General features: G+C 52.0%; 23 protein-coding genes. 7 read left to right on the top strand and 16 right to left on the bottom strand.

Features of this window, described 5'->3' with window-relative positions:
• Window positions 1-249: 249 nt before the first annotated feature.
• Both tatC and MRY86_RS23070 read left to right on the top strand, forming a co-directional pair.
• Window positions 250-1089: a twin-arginine translocase subunit TatC gene (gene tatC, locus MRY86_RS23075; protein WP_293568187.1), complete on the top strand. Its 840-nt coding sequence runs from the start codon at window positions 250-252 to the stop codon at window positions 1087-1089.
• A complete protein-coding gene (locus tag MRY86_RS23070; RefSeq protein WP_293568189.1) occupies window positions 1089-1547 on the top strand; it encodes a hypothetical protein in 459 nt (152 codons plus the stop codon). The genes tatC and MRY86_RS23070 overlap by 1 nt, the downstream gene beginning before the upstream one ends.
• A gap of 171 nt (window positions 1548-1718) precedes the next feature.
• Here the strand turns inward: MRY86_RS23070 and MRY86_RS23065 are convergent, their stop codons facing one another.
• From MRY86_RS23065 to MRY86_RS23045, 5 genes are all read right to left on the bottom strand, one after another.
• Window positions 1719-3251 carry a hypothetical protein gene (locus tag MRY86_RS23065; RefSeq protein WP_293568191.1) on the bottom strand — a complete coding sequence of 511 codons (1533 nt, stop codon included), beginning with the start codon at window positions 3249-3251 and terminating at the stop codon, window positions 1719-1721.
• Between the two features lie 335 nt (window positions 3252-3586).
• On the bottom strand, window positions 3587-5371 hold the full coding sequence (locus MRY86_RS23060; protein ID WP_293568193.1) for a serine hydrolase domain-containing protein: 1785 nt from the start codon (window positions 5369-5371) through the stop codon (window positions 3587-3589).
• Between the two features lie 156 nt (window positions 5372-5527).
• A complete protein-coding gene (gene groL / locus MRY86_RS23055; protein WP_293568195.1) occupies window positions 5528-7162 on the bottom strand; it encodes a chaperonin GroEL in 1635 nt (544 codons plus the stop codon).
• Window positions 7163-7198: 36 nt separating this feature from the next.
• Window positions 7199-7480, bottom strand: coding sequence for a co-chaperone GroES (locus MRY86_RS23050; protein WP_282784359.1), 282 nt, complete (start codon window positions 7478-7480; stop codon window positions 7199-7201).
• A gap of 198 nt (window positions 7481-7678) precedes the next feature.
• Window positions 7679-8584 (bottom strand): hypothetical protein, encoded by a 906-nt coding sequence (locus MRY86_RS23045; RefSeq protein WP_293568199.1) that lies wholly within the window; start codon window positions 8582-8584, stop codon window positions 7679-7681.
• A 93-nt stretch (window positions 8585-8677) separates the two neighbouring features.
• On the opposite strand from MRY86_RS23045, the gene MRY86_RS23040 reads away from it, so the two are divergent.
• Both MRY86_RS23040 and MRY86_RS23035 read left to right on the top strand, forming a co-directional pair.
• Entirely contained in the window at window positions 8678-9991 is a 1314-nt protein-coding gene (locus tag MRY86_RS23040) for a DUF5009 domain-containing protein (protein WP_293568201.1), read from the top strand.
• Window positions 9992-10012: 21 nt separating this feature from the next.
• Window positions 10013-11605, top strand: coding sequence for a sulfatase (locus tag MRY86_RS23035; RefSeq protein WP_293568203.1), 1593 nt, complete (start codon window positions 10013-10015; stop codon window positions 11603-11605).
• Between the two features lie 13 nt (window positions 11606-11618).
• Here MRY86_RS23035 and MRY86_RS23030 read toward each other — a convergent pair whose 3' ends face one another.
• The 6 genes from MRY86_RS23030 to fdhD form a co-directional block, all read right to left on the bottom strand.
• Window positions 11619-12353, bottom strand: a complete 735-nt coding sequence (locus tag MRY86_RS23030; RefSeq protein ID WP_293568205.1) for a DUF6503 family protein — start codon at window positions 12351-12353, stop codon at window positions 11619-11621.
• 10 nt (window positions 12354-12363) lie between these two features.
• Window positions 12364-12918, bottom strand: a complete 555-nt coding sequence (locus tag MRY86_RS23025) for a methyltransferase (RefSeq protein ID WP_293568207.1) — start codon at window positions 12916-12918, stop codon at window positions 12364-12366.
• A 438-nt stretch (window positions 12919-13356) separates the two neighbouring features.
• Window positions 13357-14358: a GTP 3',8-cyclase MoaA gene (gene moaA / locus MRY86_RS23020; RefSeq protein WP_293568209.1), complete on the bottom strand. Its 1002-nt coding sequence runs from the start codon at window positions 14356-14358 to the stop codon at window positions 13357-13359.
• 72 nt (window positions 14359-14430) lie between these two features.
• On the bottom strand, window positions 14431-14772 hold the full coding sequence (locus MRY86_RS23015; protein ID WP_044219416.1) for a XisI protein: 342 nt from the start codon (window positions 14770-14772) through the stop codon (window positions 14431-14433).
• Window positions 14773-14909: 137 nt separating this feature from the next.
• Window positions 14910-17252 (bottom strand): FdhF/YdeP family oxidoreductase, encoded by a 2343-nt coding sequence (locus MRY86_RS23010; RefSeq protein ID WP_293568215.1) that lies wholly within the window; start codon window positions 17250-17252, stop codon window positions 14910-14912.
• A 110-nt stretch (window positions 17253-17362) separates the two neighbouring features.
• Window positions 17363-18214, bottom strand: a complete 852-nt coding sequence (gene fdhD, locus MRY86_RS23005; RefSeq protein WP_293568217.1) for a formate dehydrogenase accessory sulfurtransferase FdhD — start codon at window positions 18212-18214, stop codon at window positions 17363-17365.
• A 264-nt stretch (window positions 18215-18478) separates the two neighbouring features.
• Here fdhD and MRY86_RS23000 point away from each other — a divergent pair, with 264 nt between their 5' ends.
• Genes MRY86_RS23000 through MRY86_RS22990 form a run of 3 tightly spaced genes read left to right on the top strand, consistent with a single transcriptional unit; the run spans window position 18479 to window position 21748 of the window.
• Window positions 18479-19417 carry an SUMF1/EgtB/PvdO family nonheme iron enzyme gene (locus MRY86_RS23000; protein ID WP_293568219.1) on the top strand — a complete coding sequence of 313 codons (939 nt, stop codon included), beginning with the start codon at window positions 18479-18481 and terminating at the stop codon, window positions 19415-19417.
• A gap of 50 nt (window positions 19418-19467) precedes the next feature.
• Entirely contained in the window at window positions 19468-20799 is a 1332-nt protein-coding gene (locus MRY86_RS22995) for a Gfo/Idh/MocA family oxidoreductase (protein ID WP_293568221.1), read from the top strand.
• Window position 20800: 1 nt separating this feature from the next.
• The gene (locus MRY86_RS22990) at window positions 20801-21748 is read left to right on the top strand and encodes an FAD:protein FMN transferase (RefSeq protein ID WP_293568223.1); all 948 of its coding nucleotides are present in this window, start codon (window positions 20801-20803) and stop codon (window positions 21746-21748) included.
• 39 nt (window positions 21749-21787) lie between these two features.
• Here the strand turns inward: MRY86_RS22990 and MRY86_RS22985 are convergent, their stop codons facing one another.
• From MRY86_RS22985 to MRY86_RS22965, 5 genes are all read right to left on the bottom strand, one after another.
• Window positions 21788-22195, bottom strand: a complete 408-nt coding sequence (locus MRY86_RS22985; RefSeq protein WP_293568225.1) for a putative toxin-antitoxin system toxin component, PIN family — start codon at window positions 22193-22195, stop codon at window positions 21788-21790.
• Window positions 22192-22416 carry a hypothetical protein gene (locus MRY86_RS22980; RefSeq protein ID WP_293568227.1) on the bottom strand — a complete coding sequence of 75 codons (225 nt, stop codon included), beginning with the start codon at window positions 22414-22416 and terminating at the stop codon, window positions 22192-22194. Before MRY86_RS22980 ends, MRY86_RS22985 begins: the two co-directional genes overlap by 4 nt.
• A 218-nt stretch (window positions 22417-22634) precedes the next feature.
• Window positions 22635-23288 (bottom strand): peroxiredoxin, encoded by a 654-nt coding sequence (locus MRY86_RS22975; protein WP_293568228.1) that lies wholly within the window; start codon window positions 23286-23288, stop codon window positions 22635-22637.
• A gap of 324 nt (window positions 23289-23612) precedes the next feature.
• Window positions 23613-24005, bottom strand: coding sequence for a type II toxin-antitoxin system VapC family toxin (locus MRY86_RS22970; RefSeq protein ID WP_293568230.1), 393 nt, complete (start codon window positions 24003-24005; stop codon window positions 23613-23615).
• Window positions 23996-24205, bottom strand: a complete 210-nt coding sequence (locus MRY86_RS22965) for a hypothetical protein (RefSeq protein ID WP_044219445.1) — start codon at window positions 24203-24205, stop codon at window positions 23996-23998. Before MRY86_RS22965 ends, MRY86_RS22970 begins: the two co-directional genes overlap by 10 nt.
• Between the last annotated feature and the right edge of the window lie 99 nt (window positions 24206-24304).

Below are 24304 nucleotides of genomic sequence, written 5' to 3'. Positions count from 1 at the left end.
CGCCGGTACAGTGCAATGACAGTCAGTCAGGTGCAGCGGTGCTTACCTGGCCCGGTTAAAAAATAAGATGAAACGATGGTCCTAAAAAACTAGTAAATAATTTGACAGAGGAGCGAAGGTTTTACCCTCGGTTTTTCCGATGTTGTGCCCTTATAATGCTGTGGTTAGCATCCGTTACAGGGGCTAAATGTTAAAATTGCCGGGGACCGGTTTTTTGTTACTTTTGCAGATGAAAATTAGCAGACGCATATGCCACTCGACCAAATAGACGTAGACAAGCTCGGTACCGGGGAAGAGACTCAGGAAATGACCTTCCTGGAGCACCTGGAAGAGCTGCGCTGGCACATCATCCGGTCTCTTGTAGCCGTGGTGGGCCTGGGTATTGTATTGTTCTTCTTTCAGGGGTGGCTGTTTGATACGGTCATCTTCGGGCCGACCAAAGCGGATTTCTTTTCCTACCGCGCCATTTGCAGCCTGTCAAATTCGGTAGGCCTGGGGGATATGATGTGCTTTGTGCCACCGGATTTCCCAAAAATTGCTACGGGATTCGGTGAGCCGTTCATCATGAGCATCAAGGTCTGCTTTATCATGGGGCTGATTATAGCCTTCCCCTACGTGCTGTGGGAGTTTTGGAAATTCATCAAGCCCGGCTTGTATTCCAAAGAGCGGAAAGCGGCGCGTGGCATGGTGGGCATCTGCTCAGGCTTGTTTATGCTCGGTGTGCTGTTTGGGTACTACATCATTTCGCCATTCGCTGTGAATTTTCTCGCAGGCTACCAGATTCCAGGCGTTCAGAATACCCCCACGATGTCGTCCTTCATTAACTACATGATCATGTTTACGGCTCCGGCCGGGCTGATCTTTGAGCTGCCCATTATCGTCTACTTCCTTTCTAAGATAGGGCTGGTAACGCCGGAGGGCATGAAAAAATACCGTCGGCACTCCATCATCGGTGTCCTGATGCTGGCCGCCATGATCACCCCACCGGATGTGGTCACGCAGTTTTTGATCGGCATTCCACTCTATATCCTGTACGAGGTCAGTATTGTAGTTTCCGCCCGCGTTAACCGAGAAAACGAAGAATTTTAATGCACCGACTATCAAGTAATGCGACTTTACTGCTGAAGTTTTTCATTCCGGTTTTCTGGATTGTCTTTTTTGGGGCGAGCACCCTTGCTGCCGTGTTCTATCAATACGACTATGTGGGCAATACGCCTGCGATTTATTTCAAAGGGGGCATGGTCTTCTTCTATGTTACCGGGGTGCTCTTGTTTGTCTTCACCCTCCTACGCCTCAAGCGGGTGGAAGCCGATGGCGACTTCCTGTACGTCACCAACTACTTTAAGACAGCCCGCTACCCTTTCCACAACGTTTCCAGCTTCCGGTTGAGCCGGTTCCTGTTCCTGCAGCTCGCCACCGTTCAATTCCGGGAGTCCGGCATTTTTGGTAAGCGCATCTTTTTCCTGGCCAGCCGCCACCTTGTGGATGGCTACTTCGCCGCCTATCCTGAGCTTAAGGCGCAGCTATTAAATGAGGAGGAAAGGTAATCTTCCCCCGTAGGGTATCTGTGAGGATGTGCCCGGAGAGCAGCAGTACTATGCTTTTGGGTGGTAGCCTAGCTTCTGAAGTACGCATCTTGCCTGCGCCTATTGGATTGAGTCCTATTTTTTGACCGTTGAAGGTCAGACAGCCATCAGGGCTTTAGCGTGAAAATATTATCAAATGATTCGGTCTGATCGCATCAGAGCCTCCATAGCCAAAGCCCACAGGTGCTCGTAGGGCATATACTCCAATTCATATTGCGTATCCGCAAACTGCAGCGGTTGCGCTCCCATTTCCCGGAGCATATCTGCTGTGGCTTGCTGTGCCGCCTCCGGGTTAAAGTCAGAAGCTGGGATTTTAGAGAGCGCTTTGATGAAACAGTAGGACCGGAAGCTGTCATCAGCCGCTTTGAGGTGCCGGTCGGCGTATTTTTCCAGCGCCTGCATACGGTCGTATGCCTCCTCGTACCGGCGCAGGTGGAGCAGGTAAATGGCGTGTACGATTAGAATAGGAATATTCAGCCCCCGCTTATCTTTAGAAAACAGCGGCATCTGATTAAGCAACCGGGCCGGGCGGAGCTTCAAACGCTTTTCCTCTGCCTCTGAACGCTTAATCTTACCCATCGCAATCAGTAGATGGACGTAAGCTTCAAAGAGGTACCATTGCTCCTTATTGGCTGCCGAAAGATGAGAGAACCGCTTGTGGTTCCGGGCTTGTTTGAAAACCCGATAAGCCTCCTGATAGTTTTGCTGGTGTAGGCGGAAGAGGACGATGAGTTCCATGCTTTTGTACCAATTGTGGGCGCCAGGGACGTTCGAGCTAGTAAGCTCAGCTACTGCCGATTCTGCTTCATCAAATTGTTTTAGCATTGTAGCGGCTACAAGTAAGGGGCGTAGAAAGGCTGCAATGACTGAAGGGGGAGCTGCTTTCCTTCTTTTTAGGTCTGAAATAGCCTCCCTACAAACCTTCATAGAGCCACGGTAGTCATTACGGGTAGTATAGGACAACTTGGCAATCAAAAAATAAAAATATCTGAATTTAAAGGACTCACTTTTCGTTAATTCTTTCTCAAGTTCTCTTTTATACTTCTCTGCTAGTGCGGCTACTTTTGGTTTTGTACTTCTTGAGGTGGTGTAGTGCTTAGTTATATCATAATACAAGCTTTCTGCTTTTACTAAAAGGTTAAGGTCTAAAAGGCTTTTATCGACAATAGCTTGAGCTTCCAAATGCTTTTCATGATTATCGGTTAAAAATGCATACTTGAATTTGATAAGCCTGGCCAGTTCCAGTATTTCTGTAGTCGCCTCATACTGTATTGCAGGTTTAATGGTTTTCTCTGCCAGCTCAATAGCGGCATGTGTAGCACCTTTAGCAGCTAAGATTCCTGCTGCAGCTGTATTCTTCCGAATATGATACATAGCAGTCTGCAATTCATTGAACATTGGCTTCTTAACATCCAGCAAAAAGACAGCATTAACCAGTCTACGAAAGAATTTATTGCGGAAGTTGCGGTATTGGGTAAAGGAAGCGGACTTGTCTTTCCCAAAGAAATGCTGAGCCGCATCTTGTTCTGTGGATAGTTGCTCAGTAACGAGCAGATCATAGAATTCATCGTAACGATTCGGGCTGTCTTTGTCCAGTCCGATCACTTCCATTTGCTTTTTCTTGTGCTTGGTGACGATGTCGACAAGCTCACGTAGCGCTTTCATGTTAGCGTTAGTTGGGGTGTGGGGACACCAGATTTTTAATGAGCATTTAGGAGTTCGCGCTTTTAATCTGGTCATTAAGTTAAATATAAATCTAAAAACGGAATGGTTGTAATTTTTTATTCACCAAAATGGGGTGTTAGACATAGGCAGTTTTGTCTTTGACTTGAAAAAATTAATCAGCTAGCTTTGCAGGAGTGAGTTGATTAATTAATCGTCTTACCAACTGGTTTTTTTCTTTAAAGTATGGAAAAAGCGGATGAAAAAAGATTTCATTCTCTCGCATGCTGTTAAAAAAGTGACCCACAAAAAGGAAGTTTAACCCTGGGCCACTAACGTCAATCTCTCTGAAATTCAAAACCGCTAAACAACAGCTTCCCACCGGGTAATACCGAAACCGTGTGGCCGGTGCTCCGGGCATAGGTATAGCCGACTGCATCCTGATCGTTCAGAGGGTGCAGGAGGAAGGACGTATTGAGCCTTTCTACGGGCGATTCCAGTGTGAAAAGAAGCACGCCGTCTTTTAGGCGGAGCGTGGCGGTGGTCCCCTGCGTGCGGTAAGGGAACTCAGGTGGGACAGGAAACGGATCTCCGGTTAGCTCGTAAGTGCCTAACGCTGCTTTCCAGGTGGCACTTACGAGCTGTGGGGCCACTCTTTTGCCGAGTATAGCGCTGGCTTGAGAGGAAGGGTTACTCCAACGGAGATAGGTATTACCCCCGATTCTGACAAAGGTGTACTCCCAGTCTTTCCTTTTTTTGGGGAAAATGCCATACCGCAGGATGGTCTCGGTAAAAGCGGGGCCTTCACCCTCGCGTTTCATGATAACTCTATACTTGCGCCATTTGAATTTGAATTTGTCGGGCCGCTCCACTTTTACAGGTCCAAACCACGAATTATAGGTGCCAAGTCTTTCTTCAGCCGTGGCCAGTTCCAATGGGGGATGAGGTGCCGTATTGTACCGGTGCAGGTCCAGCTGCTTTTCTGTTTCGGCATAAAGCTCAAGGAGTTCAGCCGCACGGGCCAACGCCTGGCCTTTATCCGTATTGGTAAGGACTACTGCCCCAATGCCGAGTTCCGGAATGTACCCAAAGGAGGCGTGGTAGGCGTAGGTGTTTCCGGAATGCCCGCTGTAGGTTACCATCGTCGTGTCGCCCCGCTTCGCGTCTTTGACCATCATAGGTTCCAGCAACAAGCCGTAGCCATACTGCCTCCGGGTTGGAATGGTGAGCGCTCCAAGCTGGTTTTGCTGCATGGCCTGGAACAATTCTTGGTTCAATACCTGCTGCCCATTGAGTTCGCCCTGATTGAGGTGGAGCATCGTGTAGCGTGCCAGGTCTATCGCATTGCTGTGCACCATACTTGACGCTACATCTCTGAGGGGCGGTTCATCCATAGCCATATCGTCAATGTAAGCTCGTGCATACCCTTCCGGAAAAGGTGCGCCGGGAGACAATAGGCCAGTATGGTCCATGCCCAGGGGCTCGAAAATATGCGCTTGTAAATAGTCAGCGTAGGACTGCCCGCTTTTCCGGGCAATCAATTCTCCCAGCAAGCCATAACCTATGTTGGAGTAAGCCATCAGGTGCTGCGCCGGCCCAATGGCGTACTGATTGTTCATGGCTGCAATGGACCAGGACTGGTCCGGAGGATTGGTGGCGAAAAAGCCATTGAGCAGGTCGCTGGGCAAGCCCGCCGTGTGCGTAAGCACGTCTTTGATATACACGGGCTGGGGACGGCCATCTTCCCGGCTTTTTATGCTGAAATCGGTCAAATGTGCTCCCAGCCGGTCATTGATGTGCAATTGTCCTGCCTCCTGCAACTGCAGTACCGACAGGGCAGTAAACGATTTTGTGACAGACCCTACCCGGTACAGGGTGTGCTCGTCGGCGGCGAGGTGGCGCTCGCGGTCGGCAAAGCCATAGCCGGTGGCGTACACAATCTGTCCATTATCAACGATGGCAATACTCGCACCAACCACTGCTCTGGCTTTCAGCATAGCCTTGAAGTGGTAGTCGATTCTCGATTTGGCGTATTTGCTGATTTGATCGTAGGGCTGTCCTGTAGCGGTAACCTGAAGGGCCAGGATAAACAGCAGAAAGCAAACATTTTTCAGGCGCGTCATCTCGGTAAGGGTTTGGTTTTTTGAAAGCGCAGCAATCATCAGCAACAAAAATAAAGCAAAATTTGAAATCCCCCAGTCCGCCAGCCTGCACAAACAAAATGCCCGCCCCGGCAGTAGCCAGAGGCGGGCAAGCGTCCATTAAAAAGACAGAGTGGTTTACATCATGTCATCGTACATGCCGGCACCAGCCGTCGCTCCTTTGTCCTTAGGCTCAGGCGCATCATTGATGGTGCATTCGGTCATCAGGACCATGCCAGCAATGGAAGCAGCGTTCTCAATCGCAATACGGGAAACCTTGGCAGGATCGATCACGCCGGCCTGCTTGAGGTCTTCGTAGTTGCCAGTGCGGGCGTTGTACCCAAAAGCCCCTTCGCCATCGAGTACGCGCTGCAGCACCACACTGCCTTCCACCCCTGCATTCCCGGCAATCGTGCGGATCGGTGCCTCAAGGGCTTTGCTCACAATGCTTGCTCCGATAAACTCATCCTCATTGTCGAACTTCACCTGCCGCAGGGCGCTAATGGCGCGGACCAGAGATACGCCACCGCCAGGCACAATGCCTTCTTCAATGGCTGCCCGGGTCGCATGCAGGGCATCGTCTACGCGGTCTTTCTTCTCCTTCATTTCCACTTCTGTGGCCGCGCCTACGTGCAGGACAGCCACTCCGCCGGCCAGCTTTGCCAGGCGCTCCTGCAGCTTCTCGCGGTCGTAGTCGGATGTGGTTTGCTCAATTTGCTGCCGGATCTGATTGACACGGGCCCGGATCAGGTCTTCTGTGCCGCTGCCGCCCACAATCGTGGTGTTGTCCTTGTCCACCTTGATCTTTTCGCACTGCCCGAGGAGATCGAGGGTGGTATTCTCCAGCTTGTAGCCGCGCTCCTCACTGATGACAGTACCACCGGTCAGCACGGCAATGTCCTCCAGCATAGCCTTGCGGCGGTCACCAAAGCCCGGCGCTTTCACTGCTACCACCTGAAGGGTGCCGCGCAGGCGGTTGACCACAAGGGTGCTCAGCGCTGTGCCCTCAATGTCTTCCGCAATGATCAGCAGTGGCTTGTTCTCTCTTGAAGCAGCCTCGAGCACCGGTACGATATCCTTGACATTGGAAATCTTCTTGTCGTGGATCAGAATGTACGGATTGTCGTACTCGGTCACCATCTGCTCTGTATTGGTGGCGAAGTAAGGCGAAAGGTAGCCGCGGTCAAACTGCATGCCCTGCACTTCGTCCACGTAGGTCTCTGTGCCTTTGGCTTCTTCTACGGTGATGACCCCATCGGTGGTTACGCGCTCCATCGCATCGGCGATCAGCTTGCCAATTTCCTCGTCGTTATTGGCAGAGATGGTCGCTACCTGACGGATTTTCTCAAAATTGCCTTTGATCGGCTCGGCTTGCTTGTGGAGGTTGTCCACCACGATTTTTACCGCCTTGTCGATGCCCCGCTTGAGGTCGATCGGGCTTGCGCCGGAAGTTACGTTCTTCAGCCCGGCGGTGATCATAGCTTGCGCCAAAACGGTAGCGGTAGTGGTACCATCACCGGCGAGGTCGGCCGTTTTGCTGGCCACTTCCTTGGCCATTTGAGCGCCCATATTTTCGAGCGGGTGGGAAAGTTCAATCTCCTTAGCCACGCTTACCCCGTCTTTGGTGACGCGGGGCGCGCCGAAGCTTTTCTGCAGGACCACGTTGCGGCCTTTAGGGCCCAGGGTCACTTTAACAGCGTTGGCCAGCTTGTCAATGCCGGCTTTGAGGTGTTCGCGGGCACCATTGCCCCAGTTCAATTCCTTAGCTGACATGTTTCAAAAGTTTTTGAGCGTTAACCAAAATGAAGATTAGTTGAGGACGACCAGGATGTCATCTTCGCGCATGATGAGGTACTCGGCCTCCGCGTACTTCAGCTCTTGTCCGGCGTACTTGCCGTAGAGTACCCGGTCACCTACATTTACGGTTGGCTTGACGCCTTCCTTGCCCGGGCCTACTGCCACGATTTCTCCCTGCTGTGGCTTTTCCTTAGCCGTATCCGGGATGATGATGCCTCCTGCGGTCTTGTCCTCTGCCGGTAGTGGCTTTACCACCACGCGGTCGTTGATCGGTTTGAAGTGTACTTCACTCATGTCAAACAAAATTTTGGTGATGAATTGCCTGACACCAGCATTCAGAAAGGGCGGTGTCTGAAAATTCGACAAGCAAATCAGATGCCAATTCCGTTTTCCATGCTGTAGCAAAAATGGGTGAGTGACAAAAAGTCAGAGGGAGGTACCAGAGGTTAGCAATTAATTTAGGCTGTCAGCGCTGTCAAAATGTCAAACCTGTCATTTTTTACGCTTGTCTTGAAGCCATGCGCAATGCCTGAGCAAGTGCACAAACTGCTGCCGCTCGTGGAGTACCGCATTATGCCCCAGGTCCGTATGCCAGAAAATCGTGCCGCTGTCCGGCAGGGCAGGCAGCGGTTGCCCGTTTCTGCTTTCCACTTCCGTAAATGGGAGCCCCCAGGCTTTGAGGCTGTCCCGGAAGCCAAGAGTGGTGGAGTCAGTACCCCCTTCATCGGTGTAGAGCAGGACAAGGCGCGGCCCGCCCCGTTCCAGCCACATCGCATATTTTTCCAGTTGCCCGTACAGCCCATCGAACAGCCACACCTCCCGGATCAGCTCCGGAAGCCCCCCCTGCTGCAGAATGTAACTCATGACCCGGTAACCTCCGCTGTGACCGGAGAGGATGAGGTGCCGGGGCGGCAGGCTACGGAGGTTCAGGTGGCGGGCGGCTACACGGCTGACGTCTTTTAGGAAGGCGGCAAAGGCTCCGCTGTTTTCCAGCTTTCCGCCATTAGAGTCCGGTGCGTTTTGGGGGCCCTGCGGGATCACCAAAATGGCATTCTTACCGGAAGCATCGAGTTGCTCCGGGAGATTGAAGGTGGCCAGCACACTGTCCACGCTATTCCACCATCCATGAAAGTGGACGATATAATCAGCCGAGTCACTCCGCTCAAACCCTGCCGGGATAAAAATGGCTACGGTGCTGTCCTGATAATGTTTTTCCCGTAGATAGTGCTGCCCGTTGTAGTCGTGCCCATCTGCCCGGGCGGCTGCCGGGAAGGGGGCGGTAGGCAGAGCGGTAATTAAAAGCGTACCTCCGGCATACGGCTGCACCTCCACCGGCTGCGCCCGGAGGTGAGCAATGGTGACGGTGAGCAGCAGGTAGAGCAGGGTTATTCGGGGCATAGGGTGCAATTTTATTTATGTCAAACTACTTATGGTGTTGGCAGGGCAAAAATAAATTTTGTTTCTTCAGGTTACCAATTGCTAAAACCAGAAATGACAGCCACAACAACGAAAAATCAACGCCTCATCTCCCTCGACATCTTCCGGGGGCTGGCCATTGCCGGTATGATCCTGGTAAACAACCCGGGGTCCTGGTCTACGGTATACCCACCTTTGCTGCATGCCAAATGGCACGGCTGGACACCCACGGACTGGGTGTTTCCCTTCTTCCTTTTTGCGGTGGGGATGGCCACCCCGCTGGCGCTGGGCAAGCGCCTGGGGCAGCCACAGGGGCAAATTCTACGCAAAATTGGCATCCGCAGTCTGCTCATTTTCGGACTGGGGCTGCTGTTGGCGGCTTTTCCGCATTTCAAACTCACAGCCGCTATACCATCGGGGTTGCTCCTATTGCACTATGTGCTGGTTGCTGTATTTGTGGTGAGCTTGTTTTTGAGGGGCGTCGCTCTGGGGCAAAAACCGGTAGAGGCCACCCTCGCGCAACGGTCATGGTACCTCGTCCTCGCTTCCGGCGCAGGCATTGCCCTCATTGGGCTGTTTTATGCCGATTACAGCACCCTGCGCATTCCAGGAGTACTGCAGCGGATCGCCATCGTTTATGCCATTTGTGCCCTGCTTTTTCTCAATACTTCCTGGAAGGGGCAATTGGGGATCGCCCTGGCATTGCTGCTGGGCTACTGGGGCATGATGGCCCTCGTGCCGGTGCCGGGCGGCATTGCGCCCAATCTGGAGCCGGAGACCAATCTGGGCGCCTGGTTCGACCGAACGCTGCTGGGGACCGGGCACCTTTGGAGCCAATCCAAAACCTGGGACCCGGAAGGCTTGCTGAGTACCCTGCCCGCTATTGCTACCGGCATAAGCGGTATGCTGGCGACCTACTGGATGAAGAACGAAGCGGATGACCACCGGCGCTTTCTGGGGCTCCTTGGGGCCGGCGTCGTGCTTATTGCGCTAAGCGAGCTCTGGAACCTGGCGTTGCCTATCAACAAAGCGCTGTGGACCAGCTCCTATGTCCTGCATAGCAGTGGCGTTGCCCTCGTCTTTCTAAGTCTCATCTACTGGCTGGCGGATGTGAAAGGTTACACTACCTGGGGTAAGCCATTCTATGTGTATGGGGCTAATGCCTTATTCGTATTCGTCCTGTCAGGCTTCGTTGCAAAACTGAGCTATACCATCAGCTGGGAGGCAGGCGGACAGGCCGTGACACTCAAAACCTGGATTTACGATACTTTTTACACTTCGGTTCTCAGCCCCTACAATGCTTCCCTGGCGTTTGCCATCACGAATGTGCTGTTTTTCTGGGCGCTGGCGTGGTTGCTGTACCGCAATCGGATTTACATCAAAGTTTAGAAGTTAAAACCAAGCTATACCATGAGATTATCTTTTTTACTCCTGTGTTTTTTGTGGGCCAGTCTTTCCTTCGGGCAGGGCACGCCGGAGCGGCCCAATATCGTTTTTATGATGGCCGATGACCACGCTTATCAGGCCATCAGCGCCTACAACAATAAGCTGATCCAAACGCCAAATATTGACCGGCTGGCTCAGGAGGGGATGTTGTTCACCAATGCCTGCGTAACGAATTCCATCTGTGCGCCTTCCCGTGCGGTCATTCTTACCGGGAAGCACAGCCACATCAATGGCAAAATTGATAACCGTTTTCCTTTTGATACCACCAACGTGACCTTCCCGCAGCTGCTGCAGGATGCGGGCTACCAAACCGCTATGTTTGGCAAGCTCCACTTTGGGAATAGCCCCAAGGGGGTGGATGAATTCAAAATCCTGCCGGGACAGGGCAAATACTATGGCCCCCGTTTCATCACCAACACGGGAGACACGATCATCAAAGGCTACACCACGGATATCATCACCGACCTTACCCTCGATTGGATGGACAACCGCCGTGATCCGGACCGCCCTTTCATGCTGATGTACCTGCACAAGGCGCCCCACCGCGAGTGGCTGCCCCCGCAGCGCTACTACGAAGAGTACCTAAAAAAGACCTTCCCGGAGCCGGAAACCCTTTTTGACGATTATGAAGGCCGTGAAGCAGCCCAACAGGCGGAGATGAACCTCCTGGAGCACATGAACTGGTCGGGCGATTCCAAAATCTATCCGGAAGTGATGGAGGAACTGGGCATTGAGCCCACCACGGATTGGGATATTAATGCTTTCAAGCACGAAGTAGAGCGCATGACACCTGAAGAAAAAGCCGCCTGGCACGCTGCTTACGGCAAAATGAATGAAGACTTTAAGGAGCGCTATCCCAATATGAGCAAAAAGGAGAAAATGCAGTGGCGTTACCAACGCTACATGCAGGACTACCTGGCCAGCATCGCGGCAGTAGATGAGAATGTTGGCCGCCTGCTCGATTATCTGGATGCGAACGGGCTGACTGAAAATACCATCGTCGTCTACACCTCCGATCAGGGCTTTTACCTGGGCGAGCACGGATGGTTCGACAAGCGCTTCATCTACGATGAGTCTTTCAAAACCCCACTGCTGGTGCGCTGGCCCGGGCAGGTGGAGGCCGGCTCCGTAACGACCGAAATGGTACAAAACCTCGACTTCGCCCAAACGCTGCTGGAAGTAGCCGGTGTGGAAGCGCCCGATGACATGCAGGGCGAAAGCCTGGTGCCTCTGCTCAAAGGAGACACCTCGGCCTGGGACCGGGAGGCGGTGTACTACCACTACTATGAGTATCCGGCCGTACATATGGTGAAACGGCACTACGGCATCGTAACGGAGGACTACAAGCTCGTGCACTTCTACTATGATATCGATACCTGGGAGCTCTACGACCGCAAGCGTGACCCACTGGAAATGAACAACCTGATCAATGATTTCGCCTACTCAGAAATCCGGGCACAGCTGAAAAAGGAGCTACAGGCCCTGCGGGTGAAGTACAAAGATTCGGAGAAATTGGATCAGCACTATATTGACCTGTACAAACAGGCAGACAAGTGATCGGGCTGTGCTGTTAAAGCGCTTCGATGTTAATCACGATATCTGAGCCCAGGTAAGTGGTGTCTGCCAGATTGTACCAATGCCGCATGCGGGGCAGCTGCATATTGTTGAACGAGACAAGCCCGTCGAGCTCCAGGTATTCCGCAGCGCCCTCGCCCGCAGCCCGGTATCCTCTGAGCTGATAATCGGCCCGGTCGAAGTAAAAGATCCACTGTTCGCTGATGATGGGATTGTTGAGGCGGGCGGAGACGGCATAGCAGGCATAGGGTCCAAATTCTACGGCATCGACGGTTTCCCCAAGGGAGACTTCCGGGGTAAACAAGGCCATCGGCAACCCCGTCAACAGCTGGTAAAAGCTTTGGTAGCCCTGAGTGCGGTCACATTGCAACCGGTATTGGTTTACGGTAGCAGAGTCGGCAGGGTCTACGGCCTGATCATCAATAAAGCTGTAGCAGCGGTCGGTGTTAATACCCCGCCGCACGATGGTCCCTTCGTAATTCCGAGTAACCTCGAAGATCTGCTCAGGCAAATTGATCAGAATGGTGCTTTGCCGCTCCGGGAAGTTAGTCCGGGGCTCATCGATCACCATCTGAAACTGACTGGTTAGCCATTGCTCCTGTGGGTCATGAAACTGCAGGCTTTGGCGGAGGACATCAGGTGCAGAAGGCAATTCACTTCCCGATTCATTAGCCTCTGGAGCAGGGCTACAGGCGGAAACTAAAAGCAGGAATAGCAGGAGTCGGTTCATTTAGGGTCGCTTATCGTTTCTGGCTCACCAAAACAAAGGCAGGAGGCACATTGATGGGCACAAAATTCGTATCTACATTGCCAAAAATAGCATTATACAGCGGCCGCATAACAAGAGAATAATGCACCTGAATATACAAGCCACTTTTTTTAAGGTACTGATGTGCTTTTCCAACAATCAGGCGACCCAGCTCTTTTGGAAGGGCAACAAAGGGGATAGCTGAGACGACAAAATCAATTTCTTCAGCGCCGGCTTCCTCCAGGTATTTGCCGATATGCTCAGCGGAATCTTCTACCACAATCAGCCGGTCGTCTTGTATTTCCCGCATCAGCGCACAAAATTTAGGGTTGACCTCAAAGGCAATCAACTTCGCATCGGGCCGCATGCTGCGAAGGATGTGCTTGGTAATGACTCCGTCGCCGGCACCCAGTTCCACAATGACCTTAGCCTGCTCAAAATCGATATGTTTGATCATGCCTTTGCAGAGCTGCTTGGAGCTGCGGGTCAGCGTGCCTACCGTTTGGAGGTTCCGAATGCCCTCTCTGAAAAATTCTATCGTTCCCATTCATTTTTTATTAAAGTCGCAAGATGTCTCTTATGCTTGTATGCTCCAATCCCGGCCGCAAACTGGTTGCTCAATTATTCACGGGGCTGAGATTAGGTTTGTGGAGTGTAAAGCACAGACCGCTAAAGTACGAGGATTTTCGCAGAACAAGTAACGCTCCTTAATCTGGCATGAGAAACCGGAGTCCGTATGGACGAGGATTTTCGCAGAACAAGTAACGCTCCTTAATCAGGCACGAGAAAACCGGAGTCCGTATGGACGAGGATTTTCGCAGAAAGAATAACGGCACTTATTCAAGCACCTGGAACCTGTAGCTCCCAGGCAACTCTAAATGCACTTTGCCCGCCCAATAGTGATTTTTTTACGCAGCGTCAGCGAGGGGTTCTCCAAAGATTGGCAAGTTTCCTTAGCAGCCCCTTCTCTCCTGTGCATAAGGTCCTACCCCCCAATCGTAGACATTGATTCCTGTACTGGCAGCCCAAATGACCGGTTGCGCTCCGCCTCCCAGCCATCTTTGGCGCGGTTGCCCAGCGCTTCCAGGAAGGTGGACTTCAGTTGCTCATCCGTAGCGCCCTGCCTCATAATATCCCGGATGTTGAAGACGCCATCGTCGTAGAGGCAAGTCTTGAGCATGCCCTTGGGGGTGATGCGGATCCGGTTGCAAGTGCCGCAGAACGTCCGGCTATAGGCGGCGATAATACCCACTGAGCCTTTGTGCCCGGGGATTTGGTAATTGTAGGAAGTAGAATAGGGCGGATCTGGCAGCTTCTCCATATCGGGAAAGCTGGCCTGAAGGTGCTTCAGAATTTGGCGATGGTTCCAGGCCAGAGTTTCGTAGTGGGCGCCCTCCCCGTTGAAGGGCATTTCCTCAATGAAGCGAACGCTGACCGGGTCCGCTTTGGTGAGCATAGCCATTGGGATGATATCCTCAATATTTTTGCCCTCCATGACCACCGCGTTGATTTTGGTGGAAATGTTGTGCTCCAGCAATGCCCGGTAGGTAGCCATCACTTTATCGTAGGCGTCGCGCCGGGTGATTTCAAAAAAGCGGCCTTTGTCCAGCGCATCAAGGCTGAGGTTGACGGAGTTGATGCCAATGGATTTAAGTTCCGGTACCAGGTCCTCGGTCAGCGTACCGTTGGTGGTGATATTGACTTTTTTAATCCCTTCAATGGCGCAGAGCTGCCGCAGGAAGTAGATCATATCGCGGCGCACAAAGGGCTCTCCACCGGTAATCCGCACTTTTTCAATACCCATGCCCGCAAGCAGGTGCATGAGGCGCAGCATCTCTTCGTAAGACAGAAGGGCTTCCTTGGAAACGTATTTAATGCCCTCTTCCGGCATACAGTAAAAGCACCGGAGGTTGCAGCGGTCCGTAACAGCCAGGCGCACATAGTTGATGTGGCGCCCATGGTTGTCGTAAAGTTTGGTTAAGGTCATTGGAGTAAATGGATTGCGTTTGAAAAATCAGGCAGCGCAGCCCTTTCGTTTCGCTTTTGCGGACCATGGTGCTTATGCTTTGGCAAAGCCGGTATGAGCTCTTCTATATGGCGCGTAGAAAGCGAGGACAATGTCTTCTTTGGGTATTCCGATCTCCATAAGCTCATTAGCGATGCCTACTTCAGTTCGGTCTTCTTGAATCCAGACTTTATTGTTTTTAATGTCGATATGGACTACGCAGTGGTGTGTGCGCTCCAGTTCTTTCCAGCCAACTCGAAGTAACTGAAAATGTAAGTTATCTCGATCAATAATGACTTGGTTCTCGTATTCTACCCAGTCGCCAATGGGACGAAAAGCCTCATGCTGCTGTAAGACTTGTATTATCTTTTCCGTGTAGGAATCTATTTTACCCATAAGTCTACGCTTTTTGTCTTGACATTAACAACCAAAATTTTCAAACCTAGTTCCGAAATAGCGTCTTTTACCATTTTCTTTCAGAGCAGTTACGACTATATCATGATAGATATCCCTTGCCATAACATTTGTTTTATTTACTCCTGCACCCGAATCCGCACCGCCACCCACTTTGAGGCCGGCGTTTTGCTGCCCTTCGCGTAAGCATCGACGGGGACCAGCACATTGGCTTCCGGGAAGTAAGTGGCTATGCAACGGCGGGGAATATCGTAGGGGACTACGATAAACTTCCGGGCGGTGCGTACCTGTCCTTTGTATTGGCCGATCAGGTCAACGACCTGCCCGCTTTTCAGCCCCGCCTGTACAATATCCTCCTGATTCATCATGACCACCCGGCGCTCATTGTAGATGCCCCGGTAGCGGTCGTTCAGCCCGTAGATTGTAGTGTTGAACTGATCGTGGCTGCGCACGGTCATCATGATGTACTCGTCTTCGTCAACAGATTTTTGGGGCACCGCTGTTACGGAAAACAAAGCCTTACCAGAAGGTGTGTTGAACTGCCGGTTGCGCGCCCCATTGGGCAGGTAAAAACCGCCCGGCTCCCGCACCCGCTGATTGTAGTCCTCAAAACCAGGGACGACCTTGGCGATGGCTTCCCGGATGTGGTCGTAGTTGCCGGTCATTTGTGCCCAGTCGACCTTGCTTCGTTCCCCCAGGGTAGCCCGGGCAACCCCTGCAACGATAGCAGGCTCGCTCATGAGGGTATCGGATGGCGGCTCAAGGACACCCTCTGAGCTGTGCACTACGCCCATAGAGTTTTCCACACTCACGAACTGCGGCCCCGACTCCTGCCGGTCAATATCCGTGCGCCCCAGACAGGGTAGAATCAGGGCCCGCTTGCCATGAATCAGGTGGCTGCGGTTGAGCTTAGTGGAAACCTGTACCGTCAGGCTGCATTTTTGGAGGGCTTCGGCTGTATATTCAGTATCGGGCGAAGCGGAAAGGAAGTTGCCGCCCATGGCGAAGAAGACGGAGGCTTGTTCCTGATGCATGGCTTTGATCGCATCCACTACCGCAAAACCATGCCTGCGGGGCGGCTCAAAGCCAAAGACGGACTTGAGCTGGTCCAGGAAAGCGGGTTTGGGGGCCTCCCAGATGCCCATGGTCCGGTCGCCCTGCACGTTGCTGTGCCCGCGTACCGGGCAGGTGCCTGCCCCGGCCTTGCCAATACTGCCTTTGAGCAGCAGCAGGTTGACGACTTCGCGTATGTTGTCCACGCCATTCTCATGCTGCGTCAGTCCCATCGCCCAGCAGATGATGATTTTCTTTTTGCGCTTCAGCATTTCGGCTGCGGCTTTAATCGCTGCCCGGGGCACGCCCGATGCCTGCACCAGGTCTTCGAAATCGTGCTGCTTCAGTCCGGCGATAAATGCCTCGTACCCTTGGGTGTACTCTTGTATAAAATCCCAGTCGAATACCGTTCCCGGCGCTTTTTGCTCCTCGTACCAAAGCTGCAGCATAAGGGCTTTGAGCAGGGCAATATCGCCATTAATTTTTACCTGCAGGAAGAGGTCGGTGAGCTTTGTGCCACCAGTCAGCATTTTGCCAGGCCGCTGAGGATTTTTGAATTGTTGAAGCCCTGCTTCCGGCAGTGGGTTGACGGTGATAATCTGCCCGCCATTCTCCTTACAGCGCTCCAAAGCGGAGAGCATGCGCGGGTGATTAGTGCCGGGGTTTTGCCCCATAACGATGACAACCTCCGCTTCGTAAAAATCAGGAAGGGTGACGGAGCCTTTTCCGATACCTACCGTTTGAGCCAGCCCCTGCCCACTTGATTCGTGGCACATATTGGAGCAGTCCGGGAGGTTGTTGGTGCCGTACTCCCGCACAAAGAGCTGGTAAAGGAAAGCCGCCTCATTGCTGGTCCGCCCGGAAGTATAGAAAATCGCCCGGTCTGGCGTGTCGAGGGTGCGAAGCTCCTGCCCAATCATTTCGAAGGCCGCTTCCCAACTGACAGGCTCGTAGTGCGTACCGCCAGCCTGTAGCACCATAGGCTCCGCGAGCCGCCCCTTTTTGCCCAGTTCAAAATCACTCCATTGGCGCATCTCTGCAACCGAATGCTGTTGGAAAAAGGCACGGCCGATGGTCTTTTTCTGAGCCTCCTCAGCAATCGCTTTAATGCCATTCTCACAGTACTCCCCGAGTTTAGAACGCTCGTCGTCAGGGTCCGGCCAGGCACAGCCCGGGCAGTCGATGCCGCCTTTCTGGTTGAGCCGGAACATGGTCTTTACTGCCTGCCCGGCTGCCATATAGCGGGTGGCGTGCGTAAAGGCCGTTGTAATGCCTTTGATGCCCGCTGAGGTATTGGCTGGCTTGCTCAGCTTAAGCCCGGTGAATTCCAGTGGCGGCTGTGCACCTGTTACCTTGATGGCAGGCTTGTCTTGCTGTCCCTGCCCTTGCGCGTCCGGTTGTGGCTCCATAATTTACTCCTCGTCGTTCAGTGATTAATCGGGGGTGTACAAAGTACGAAATATTGATATAACTATCAGGAGGAAGGTCTAAAGACAGTAGGCAGAAAAACATTTCCAGATTAAACCACCACCCGCTCCACCCCGGTATAGACATTGAACCGCCTCCCCCGGAGGAAACCAATAAGCGTCATGCCATGCGACTCCGCCAGCTCCACCGCCAGACTCGAAGGGGCACCCACCGCCGCCAGCAAAGGGACGCCAGCCATGGCAGCTTTTTGCACCAGCTCGAAGCTTAACCTGCCACTGACCATGACCGCCTGATTGCGCATGGGGAAATCACCGGTACGCATCGTCTGGCCGATCAGCTTATCCATAGCATTATGACGGCCAACATCCTCCTGCAGGCATAGCAGCTGGCCCTGCTCATCAAAAGCCGCCGCCGCGTGTATGCCACCGGTCTGCTCGAAAATGGGCTGATGGTCCATCATCTGCCAAGGGAACTGCTGAATTTGTTTCGGGCTGTAGGTGGGAAAACCATGCCGTGGATAGTACAAATTGACCGCTCGTAGCATCTCAATGGAGGCTTTGCCGCACACCCCACAGCTGGAGGAGGTGTAGAAATGCCGGCTAAGCTGTTCAAAATCGACCAAAGTATCTGGCGATAATTCCACCAGAAGAATATTTTTTTCAGATTCAGGAGATAGTGCCTGCCCGACATGCCGTACCCCGATCACTTCCGAGGCTTGCCCGATGATGCCCTCCGTAAACAAGAACCCGATAGCCAGAGCTTCATCCTGCCCGGGGGTGCGCATGGTGATGGCTAAGCTGCGGTGTTCCCGTTGCACTTCCTTGCCAAAAGCGAGTTTGATTTCCAGCGGCTCTTCACAAGCTACCGTATCGGTTCTTTCCTTGCGCTGGCCGTTATGGAATTGGAATATGGTTGTGGACTTGATGCCGGCTGATTGGGGCATAGACAGATTTTTTAGAAAAACACCATAGCCGGAGTAGGGGTTTAGCAGAGGCTGCCGCATCATGGCTATACATACACTACAAACCCTGCCACGGTAGGAAATCACCCGTCTGATTCAAAACGGATAGCACCAGTTGCTTTAAGGTAGCTGGTGCTTTTCTTTTTTGTAGACCTTCTGCGACTTTACCGCACAAGCCGCTCTGTAATTGCCTCCATTTTCATTACATTTAGACGGCAACAACGTCCTTTAACTAAAATCTATACTATGCAGCATTGGACGAAAGCCCCGCTGTTGGCCCTGCTTCTGGGGCTGGCTATATGGACCCCTATCCAAGCCCAGGCTCCCGAAACAGGCGCGGCTTCTTCAACAACCATTCCCGGGACTACGGTAACAGTGGAAACGGTCTATTTGCCCGGCGGGACCTTCGAGTGGCAGAGGGGCGAGGTGACTCAAAAAACAAAGTTAGCCCCCTTTTGGATAGGCACCTATGAAGTCACGCACGACCTATTTAGCCTTTTCCAGCACCGGGAAGAAGACACTTATGAGAGCAATTGGGAAGGCGGTGGTTTTGAGGCAGATGCGGTAAGCCGCCCAACTCCGCCCTATATCGATGTAACGTTTGGCATGGGGCATGAGCTCCGCCATCCCGCCGTGAATATGACGCAGCAGGCGGCCCTGCTCTTTTGCGGCTGGCTGTACCAAAAAACCGGAGAGTTCTACCGGCTGCCCACCGAGGCGGAGTGGGCCTATGCCTGTCAGCTGAGCGCCAAAGAAATGGGGGAATTAGATGCCCACGCCTGGCATTATGAAAACAGTGAAGAAACTTACCACAAAGCTGGTGAAAAGGCACCCACCGGGCTGGGCATTTACGACCTTTTAGGCAACGTTGCCGAGTGGACGATCGATGCCTACACCGAACCGGAGACTGCCGGGGAGGAAGTACTCAACAACCCATGGGCGGTGCCGGAGCAACGTTACGGGCGGGTAGTCAAAGGCGGCTCCTTTGATTCTGATGCGGAAGACTGCACCTGTATGGCCCGCGAGAAGTCCTCCATCCGCTGGCAGCAGCGCGACCCGCAGATTCCCAAAAGCCTTTGGTGGAATACCGACTCGCCCTTCGTAGGGTTTCGGTTGGTGAAGCCGGCAAAGCAGCCAAGTCCGGAAGAAGTAGAGGCTTTTTTCGGAAAAGCGATCAAGTGGTAACATCTATTTTTATCCGTCACTAAAATACCTAACCAGAAAATTGTAAGACTATGCAGAACGATCAACCTTCAAAAATGAAACGCCGGGACTTTGTCAAAAAGACCGGTTTCGCGGCGGGTGGCCTGATGATGGCGCCCTCCATACTTTCCGCCAAAGCTTATGTAGCAGGCGAAGACACCATCAAAGTCGGGCTCATTGGATGCGGCGGGCGGGGCACAGGTGCTGCCCTTCAGGCGATGTCCGTTAAAGAATCCGTGAAGTTAGTCGCTATGGCGGATGCATTTCAGGACCAGTTGGAAAGCAGCTATAAGCAGCTGCAGGCGGAAATGCCTAATTACGAAATCGATTCGGCCCGTATGGACGTCCCCGTGGAGCACCGTTTCCATGGTTTTGATGCCTACAAACAGGTGATTGATCTGTGTGATGTGGTTTTGATTGCCACCCCTCCCGGCTTCCGTCCTGACCATTTCGAGGCCGCCATCAAAGCCGGCAAGCACGTCTTCATGGAGAAACCCCTGGCCGTGGATGGCCCCGGGGTACGCAAGGTGCTGGAGACCGCAGAAGTGGCGAAAAAGAAAAAACTGAATGTAGTGGTGGGCCTGCAGCGGCATTACCAAAAAAAATACCAAAAATGGGTCGACCTGCTGCATGAGGGCGCTATCGGGGATATCACTTCTTCCCGTGTGTACTGGAACAGCGGTGGTGTGTGGGTACGCCCGCGCAAGCCAGGCCAAACTGAGATGGAATACCAAATGCAAAACTGGTATTACTTCAACTGGCTCTGTGGCGACCACATCAATGAGCAGCACATCCACAACCTCGACGTGGGCAACTGGGTCAAGCAGGCGTACCCGGTGAGGGCATCCGGTATGGGCGGCCGTCAAGTGCGCACCGGGCCAGAGCATGGTGAGATTTTTGACCACCACATGGTCGAGTACGAATATGCTGATGGCTCCTTCATGCACAGCCAATGCCGCCATATCAAGGGCTGCCCCACTATGGTGACGGAAGCTTTTCACGGGACCAATGGCACAGCACCGAAGCCGGGCGTCATCCTGACCCGCAGTGGCCACAACATCCTGGATTACAACGACCGAAAGGATCCGAATCCGTATCAGTACGAGCACGACCTCCTTTTCGAAGCTATTGCTAAGGGCGACTACAAATACGAAGATGCAGAGAATGGTGCGAAGGCAACCCTAACGGCCATCATGGGGCGCATGGCGACATACTCCGGGCAAGTCATTGAGTGGGACGCTGCCCTGAATTCGGACCTCAGCCTGATGCCGGAGAAGTTGGCCTGGGATGCGAACCCGAAGGTCATGCCGCGGGAAGATGGCACTTACCCAATCGCAGTGCCTGGAGAAACCAAGGTGCTGTAGGATGTTGAATCTGCACAGCCCGTTAATATGGCTCAGCTGTTTGTGGTGCGTGGTGGCAGGTGCGCAAGAGCGTTATGCCTTCACGCGCCCACAGATGGGGACGGAGTTTCGGGTAATACTGTATGCAGATTCCGACAGTCTTGCTCAAACTGCTGCCGGGGCCGCTTTTGATACGCTTGATGCCCTCAATGCCCGCCTCAGCGACTACGACGCGCAAAGTGAGCTGAGCCGGTTAAGCGAATTAGACTCCGGTGCTGTAGTGAAGGTCAGTCGCCCGCTTTGGGAAGTGGTGCAGCAGGGGCAGGCGTTATCCGTATTGAGTCAGGGTGCCTTTGACCTGACGATTGGGCCATTGTCCAAGCTCTGGCGCCGTGCCTTCCGTCAACAGCAGTTTCCCGATTTGAAGCAGATTGAAGAAGCCCGGATGCGGGTGGGGTATGAATCCATTCAGGTATTGCCCGGACTGCGCCTGCAGGTGTTGCGGCCTGGGATTAAGCTCGATGCCGGAGGGATTGCCAAAGGCTTCGCAGTGGATGCTATGACTGAAGTTCTGCTCGCCCATGGTATCCAAAGTAGCCTCGTGGATGGGGGCGGAGATATCCGCGTCACGTCGCCCCCGCCGGATGCGCTTGGCTGGGCCATTCAGGTGCAGCAAACAGACAGCCTCGGACAATTCCAATCGGTCACCCTGCACTTGGCCCACCGCGCTATCGCCACCTCCGGGGACCACTACCGCTACCTCAGCTGGGAAGGGCAACGCTATAGCCATATTATTGACCCTCGTACCGGGCTTGGGGTGCAGCACGGTGCACAGGTTACGGTGCTTTGCTCCGATTGTGCTACAGCTGATGCATTGGCGTCTGCTATTAGTGTGATGGGGCCGGATGCGGATTGGGGAGGGCTGCTGCAGGCTTATCCGGATTGTGAGGGTTGGGTGGTACGGAAATAGCATGTTAGCCGATGGATCGAAATCAAAAAGTAGTGGCGATCAATAGAAAAGCGCCTGCCTGAAAGAGGGCAGGTCAACGACTTTTACGGTGGGAAAAGGAATAGTGTCTAATACTTTGAAGTGTTTATCATGAGTTACCAGATAGTTGGCGTTGGCTGAAATCGCCAAATCTGCAAACTTGTTATCATCAGGATCAGTTTCTATAAGCCCCCATCGGAAATATGGTTCAGTAAAAGTGACATTGGGAGCAGTTGAAAGAATTTTTAAAACTAAGTCGGCAGTTTTAGGAGAGTAAAAGGAAGAGAGTTGTTCTTCGTATTCAGTGAGAATTTCATTACTAACCAACCATTCAAATAATCCATCCGAAAATGCTTTATATAGCCAAAACTCAGGATTTTTTCGAGGAATGGAAACGATTAAGCAGTTGGTGTCAATGACAACTTTCAATGGGCATTACGTTGTTGTTGATTTAGGCGCTCTTCAAAGTCAGCTGCTGTAAGGTTTTTGTCTGCTATCACCTCATCCAGCTCTTTTTGTAGTTCATTTTCGTAATAATCCATCAGCAACTGTTTGATGTGTGCCATTTCATCAGAGGACATTTCTCTGCTAAACAAACGGATTAGCGTGAGTTGTATCTCGTTTAAGGGAGGCTGTTTTGTTGTGTCCATTATTATAATGTTGCTTAAAGCTAAATAACACAAAACACTTTCCTAAAGTTCCCTGCTTCTTGGGCTACATTTGCGCCCAAGCTTAACAGGTGTTTCAGGTAAATCAATGGCGAGATATTCTACAAGCACCTATTACCGCCCAAAAGAAAATGAGCCCAACATTCCTGCTGCGCCCATTTCCTTATCGTTATCGGTCTTGACGAACTTCTAATCCAGGCTTAGATATCCTTCTTCGCCAGATAGAAGTCTACCATTTCGTATTCTGTATTCTTGATGCGCTCGTCCATCTCTGCCAGTGTTTTGGGTGGAGGAACGATGGCTTTTTCGCCCGGAGTCCAGTTGATAGGCAGGGCACAGTTACACTCGTCTGCTGTTTGCAGGGCAATCAGTGCACGCTTGATTTCTTCCATGTTACGGCCCACATTGAGGGGGTAGTACATCATCAGGCGGATGGTGCCTTTAGGGTCGATGAAGAATACCGCGCGTACAGCAGCAGTAGTACTCTCCTTATCGTGCAGCATGCCGTACAGCTGAGACACCTTCATATCGAGGTCAGCAATGATCGGGAACTGGAAATAGACGCCTGTCTTTTCCTTTACGTTGTTTACCCAGGCCAGATGGGAGTGAATGCTATCGATGCTAAGACCGAGCAGCTTGGTGTTGCGCTCGTCAAAGAATTGCTGGTCAACCGCAAAAGCGCTCATCTCAGTCGTGCAAACCGGTGTGAAGTCGGCAGGGTGAGAGAATAGAATCACCCAGCTGTCTTTGTTGTACTCGGAAAGCTTCAGCGGTCCGGTAGTCGTAGAGGCGGTAAAGTCAGGTGCCTGATCGCCGATGCGCGGCATTTGATTGATCGTGGTGTTATCTTCCATGTTTTCTATTTGTTTTATTATTTGATAACACAAATCTATGATCATATGGACATGAGTTATGTGCCGGCTATCACACAAAGCATCAGGTTTTTCTATGGTGCTATTGGTTAAAACTATACTTTCGACAAGACGGCGACCTCTATTTTTCAGTGCAATTCAGAATTATATTTTGACTCTTAATTGCTCAAATGTTGAACTGTTTAGAGATGCTTTTTTAGCATCCAAATAGTAATGATAGATAAGCAGACTGATGCAGAACTTAACCCTAAACGCCTTTTGGTTCTGAGGGAAGGACAGGTGAAACTATTCAGAAAGCACACCCACTTATTTTTCATAAGGGTTAATGAGGCTTAGACCTTCAATATGCTTGAAGTCTTTGACATTTCTGGTGAGTAGTGTAAAATCATGAGCCAGGGCAGTAGCAGCAATGATTGCATCCGGGAGCTTGATTTTATGAGCCTTTCGTATTTCTGCGGTTTTTAACTTTATAGCCTTCTCCAGCTCGAGGACCTGGGCGTCATGAATAAAGTTACGAAGAACAATCAAATCTTTCTCCGAATCTGTCTTCCAGCAGAGCAACTCTATTTCGGTGATCACTGAAATCGCAGGACTGGAATCCAGTACGGTCTCATCGATGAACTTTTCAGCTGAGGGCGGAAATTGTTGCTGCAAGTAATAAATAGCGGTATTGGTGTCCCAAAGATATTTTAGTCCCATTCGCCTCTCAATTCGTCTAACTGTTGGTCAATCTCGCTTAAAAGCTGTTTGGACATAGCTCCCTTATACTTAGTCCAGTCTACAGGTTCTCCATGCTCTTCGGGCTTGCTGTTTCTCAAACGGATAAGCTCCAAAGACTCCATGTCCCGTAAAAGGTTCAGTGCTTTTTCGTTTATAATATCTACTGTGATAGTCCGCATATTACTGATCGTTAAATGAGAAACAGCTGTGTTGCTTCATGGCGGAATGACAGACTATTGATATAGAGTGTAGCATTTCAACCATTTGTACAATCAACA

The sequence above is a fragment of the Phaeodactylibacter sp. genome (assembly GCF_022763345.1).
Classification (GTDB): domain Bacteria; phylum Bacteroidota; class Bacteroidia; order Chitinophagales; family Saprospiraceae; genus Phaeodactylibacter.
This window is presented reverse-complemented; position numbering and strand designations above follow the sequence as displayed.

What these genes read in the sequence shown, in the direction of transcription:
- tatC (WP_293568187.1), top strand. Translation starts at nt 250, where the DNA reads ATGCCACTCGACCAAATAGACGTAGACAAGCTCGGTACCGGGGAAGAG.
- MRY86_RS23070 (WP_293568189.1), top strand. Translation starts at nt 1,089, where the DNA reads ATGCACCGACTATCAAGTAATGCGACTTTACTGCTGAAGTTTTTCATT.
- MRY86_RS23065 (WP_293568191.1), bottom strand. Translation starts at nt 3,251, where the DNA reads ATGAAAGCGCTACGTGAGCTTGTCGACATCGTCACCAAGCACAAGAAA.
- MRY86_RS23060 (WP_293568193.1), bottom strand. Translation starts at nt 5,371, where the DNA reads ATGACGCGCCTGAAAAATGTTTGCTTTCTGCTGTTTATCCTGGCCCTT.
- groL (WP_293568195.1), bottom strand. Translation starts at nt 7,162, where the DNA reads ATGTCAGCTAAGGAATTGAACTGGGGCAATGGTGCCCGCGAACACCTC.
- MRY86_RS23050 (WP_282784359.1), bottom strand. Translation starts at nt 7,480, where the DNA reads ATGAGTGAAGTACACTTCAAACCGATCAACGACCGCGTGGTGGTAAAG.
- MRY86_RS23045 (WP_293568199.1), bottom strand. Translation starts at nt 8,584, where the DNA reads ATGCCCCGAATAACCCTGCTCTACCTGCTGCTCACCGTCACCATTGCT.
- MRY86_RS23040 (WP_293568201.1), top strand. Translation starts at nt 8,678, where the DNA reads ATGACAGCCACAACAACGAAAAATCAACGCCTCATCTCCCTCGACATC.
- MRY86_RS23035 (WP_293568203.1), top strand. Translation starts at nt 10,013, where the DNA reads ATGAGATTATCTTTTTTACTCCTGTGTTTTTTGTGGGCCAGTCTTTCC.
- MRY86_RS23030 (WP_293568205.1), bottom strand. Translation starts at nt 12,353, where the DNA reads ATGAACCGACTCCTGCTATTCCTGCTTTTAGTTTCCGCCTGTAGCCCT.
- MRY86_RS23025 (WP_293568207.1), bottom strand. Translation starts at nt 12,918, where the DNA reads ATGGGAACGATAGAATTTTTCAGAGAGGGCATTCGGAACCTCCAAACG.
- moaA (WP_293568209.1), bottom strand. Translation starts at nt 14,358, where the DNA reads ATGACCTTAACCAAACTTTACGACAACCATGGGCGCCACATCAACTAT.
- MRY86_RS23015 (WP_044219416.1), bottom strand. Translation starts at nt 14,772, where the DNA reads ATGGGTAAAATAGATTCCTACACGGAAAAGATAATACAAGTCTTACAG.
- MRY86_RS23010 (WP_293568215.1), bottom strand. Translation starts at nt 17,252, where the DNA reads ATGGAGCCACAACCGGACGCGCAAGGGCAGGGACAGCAAGACAAGCCT.
- fdhD (WP_293568217.1), bottom strand. Translation starts at nt 18,214, where the DNA reads ATGCCCCAATCAGCCGGCATCAAGTCCACAACCATATTCCAATTCCAT.
- MRY86_RS23000 (WP_293568219.1), top strand. Translation starts at nt 18,479, where the DNA reads ATGCAGCATTGGACGAAAGCCCCGCTGTTGGCCCTGCTTCTGGGGCTG.
- MRY86_RS22995 (WP_293568221.1), top strand. Translation starts at nt 19,468, where the DNA reads ATGCAGAACGATCAACCTTCAAAAATGAAACGCCGGGACTTTGTCAAA.
- MRY86_RS22990 (WP_293568223.1), top strand. Translation starts at nt 20,801, where the DNA reads ATGTTGAATCTGCACAGCCCGTTAATATGGCTCAGCTGTTTGTGGTGC.
- MRY86_RS22980 (WP_293568227.1), bottom strand. Translation starts at nt 22,416, where the DNA reads ATGGACACAACAAAACAGCCTCCCTTAAACGAGATACAACTCACGCTA.
- MRY86_RS22975 (WP_293568228.1), bottom strand. Translation starts at nt 23,288, where the DNA reads ATGGAAGATAACACCACGATCAATCAAATGCCGCGCATCGGCGATCAG.
- MRY86_RS22970 (WP_293568230.1), bottom strand. Translation starts at nt 24,005, where the DNA reads ATGGGACTAAAATATCTTTGGGACACCAATACCGCTATTTATTACTTG.
- MRY86_RS22965 (WP_044219445.1), bottom strand. Translation starts at nt 24,205, where the DNA reads ATGCGGACTATCACAGTAGATATTATAAACGAAAAAGCACTGAACCTT.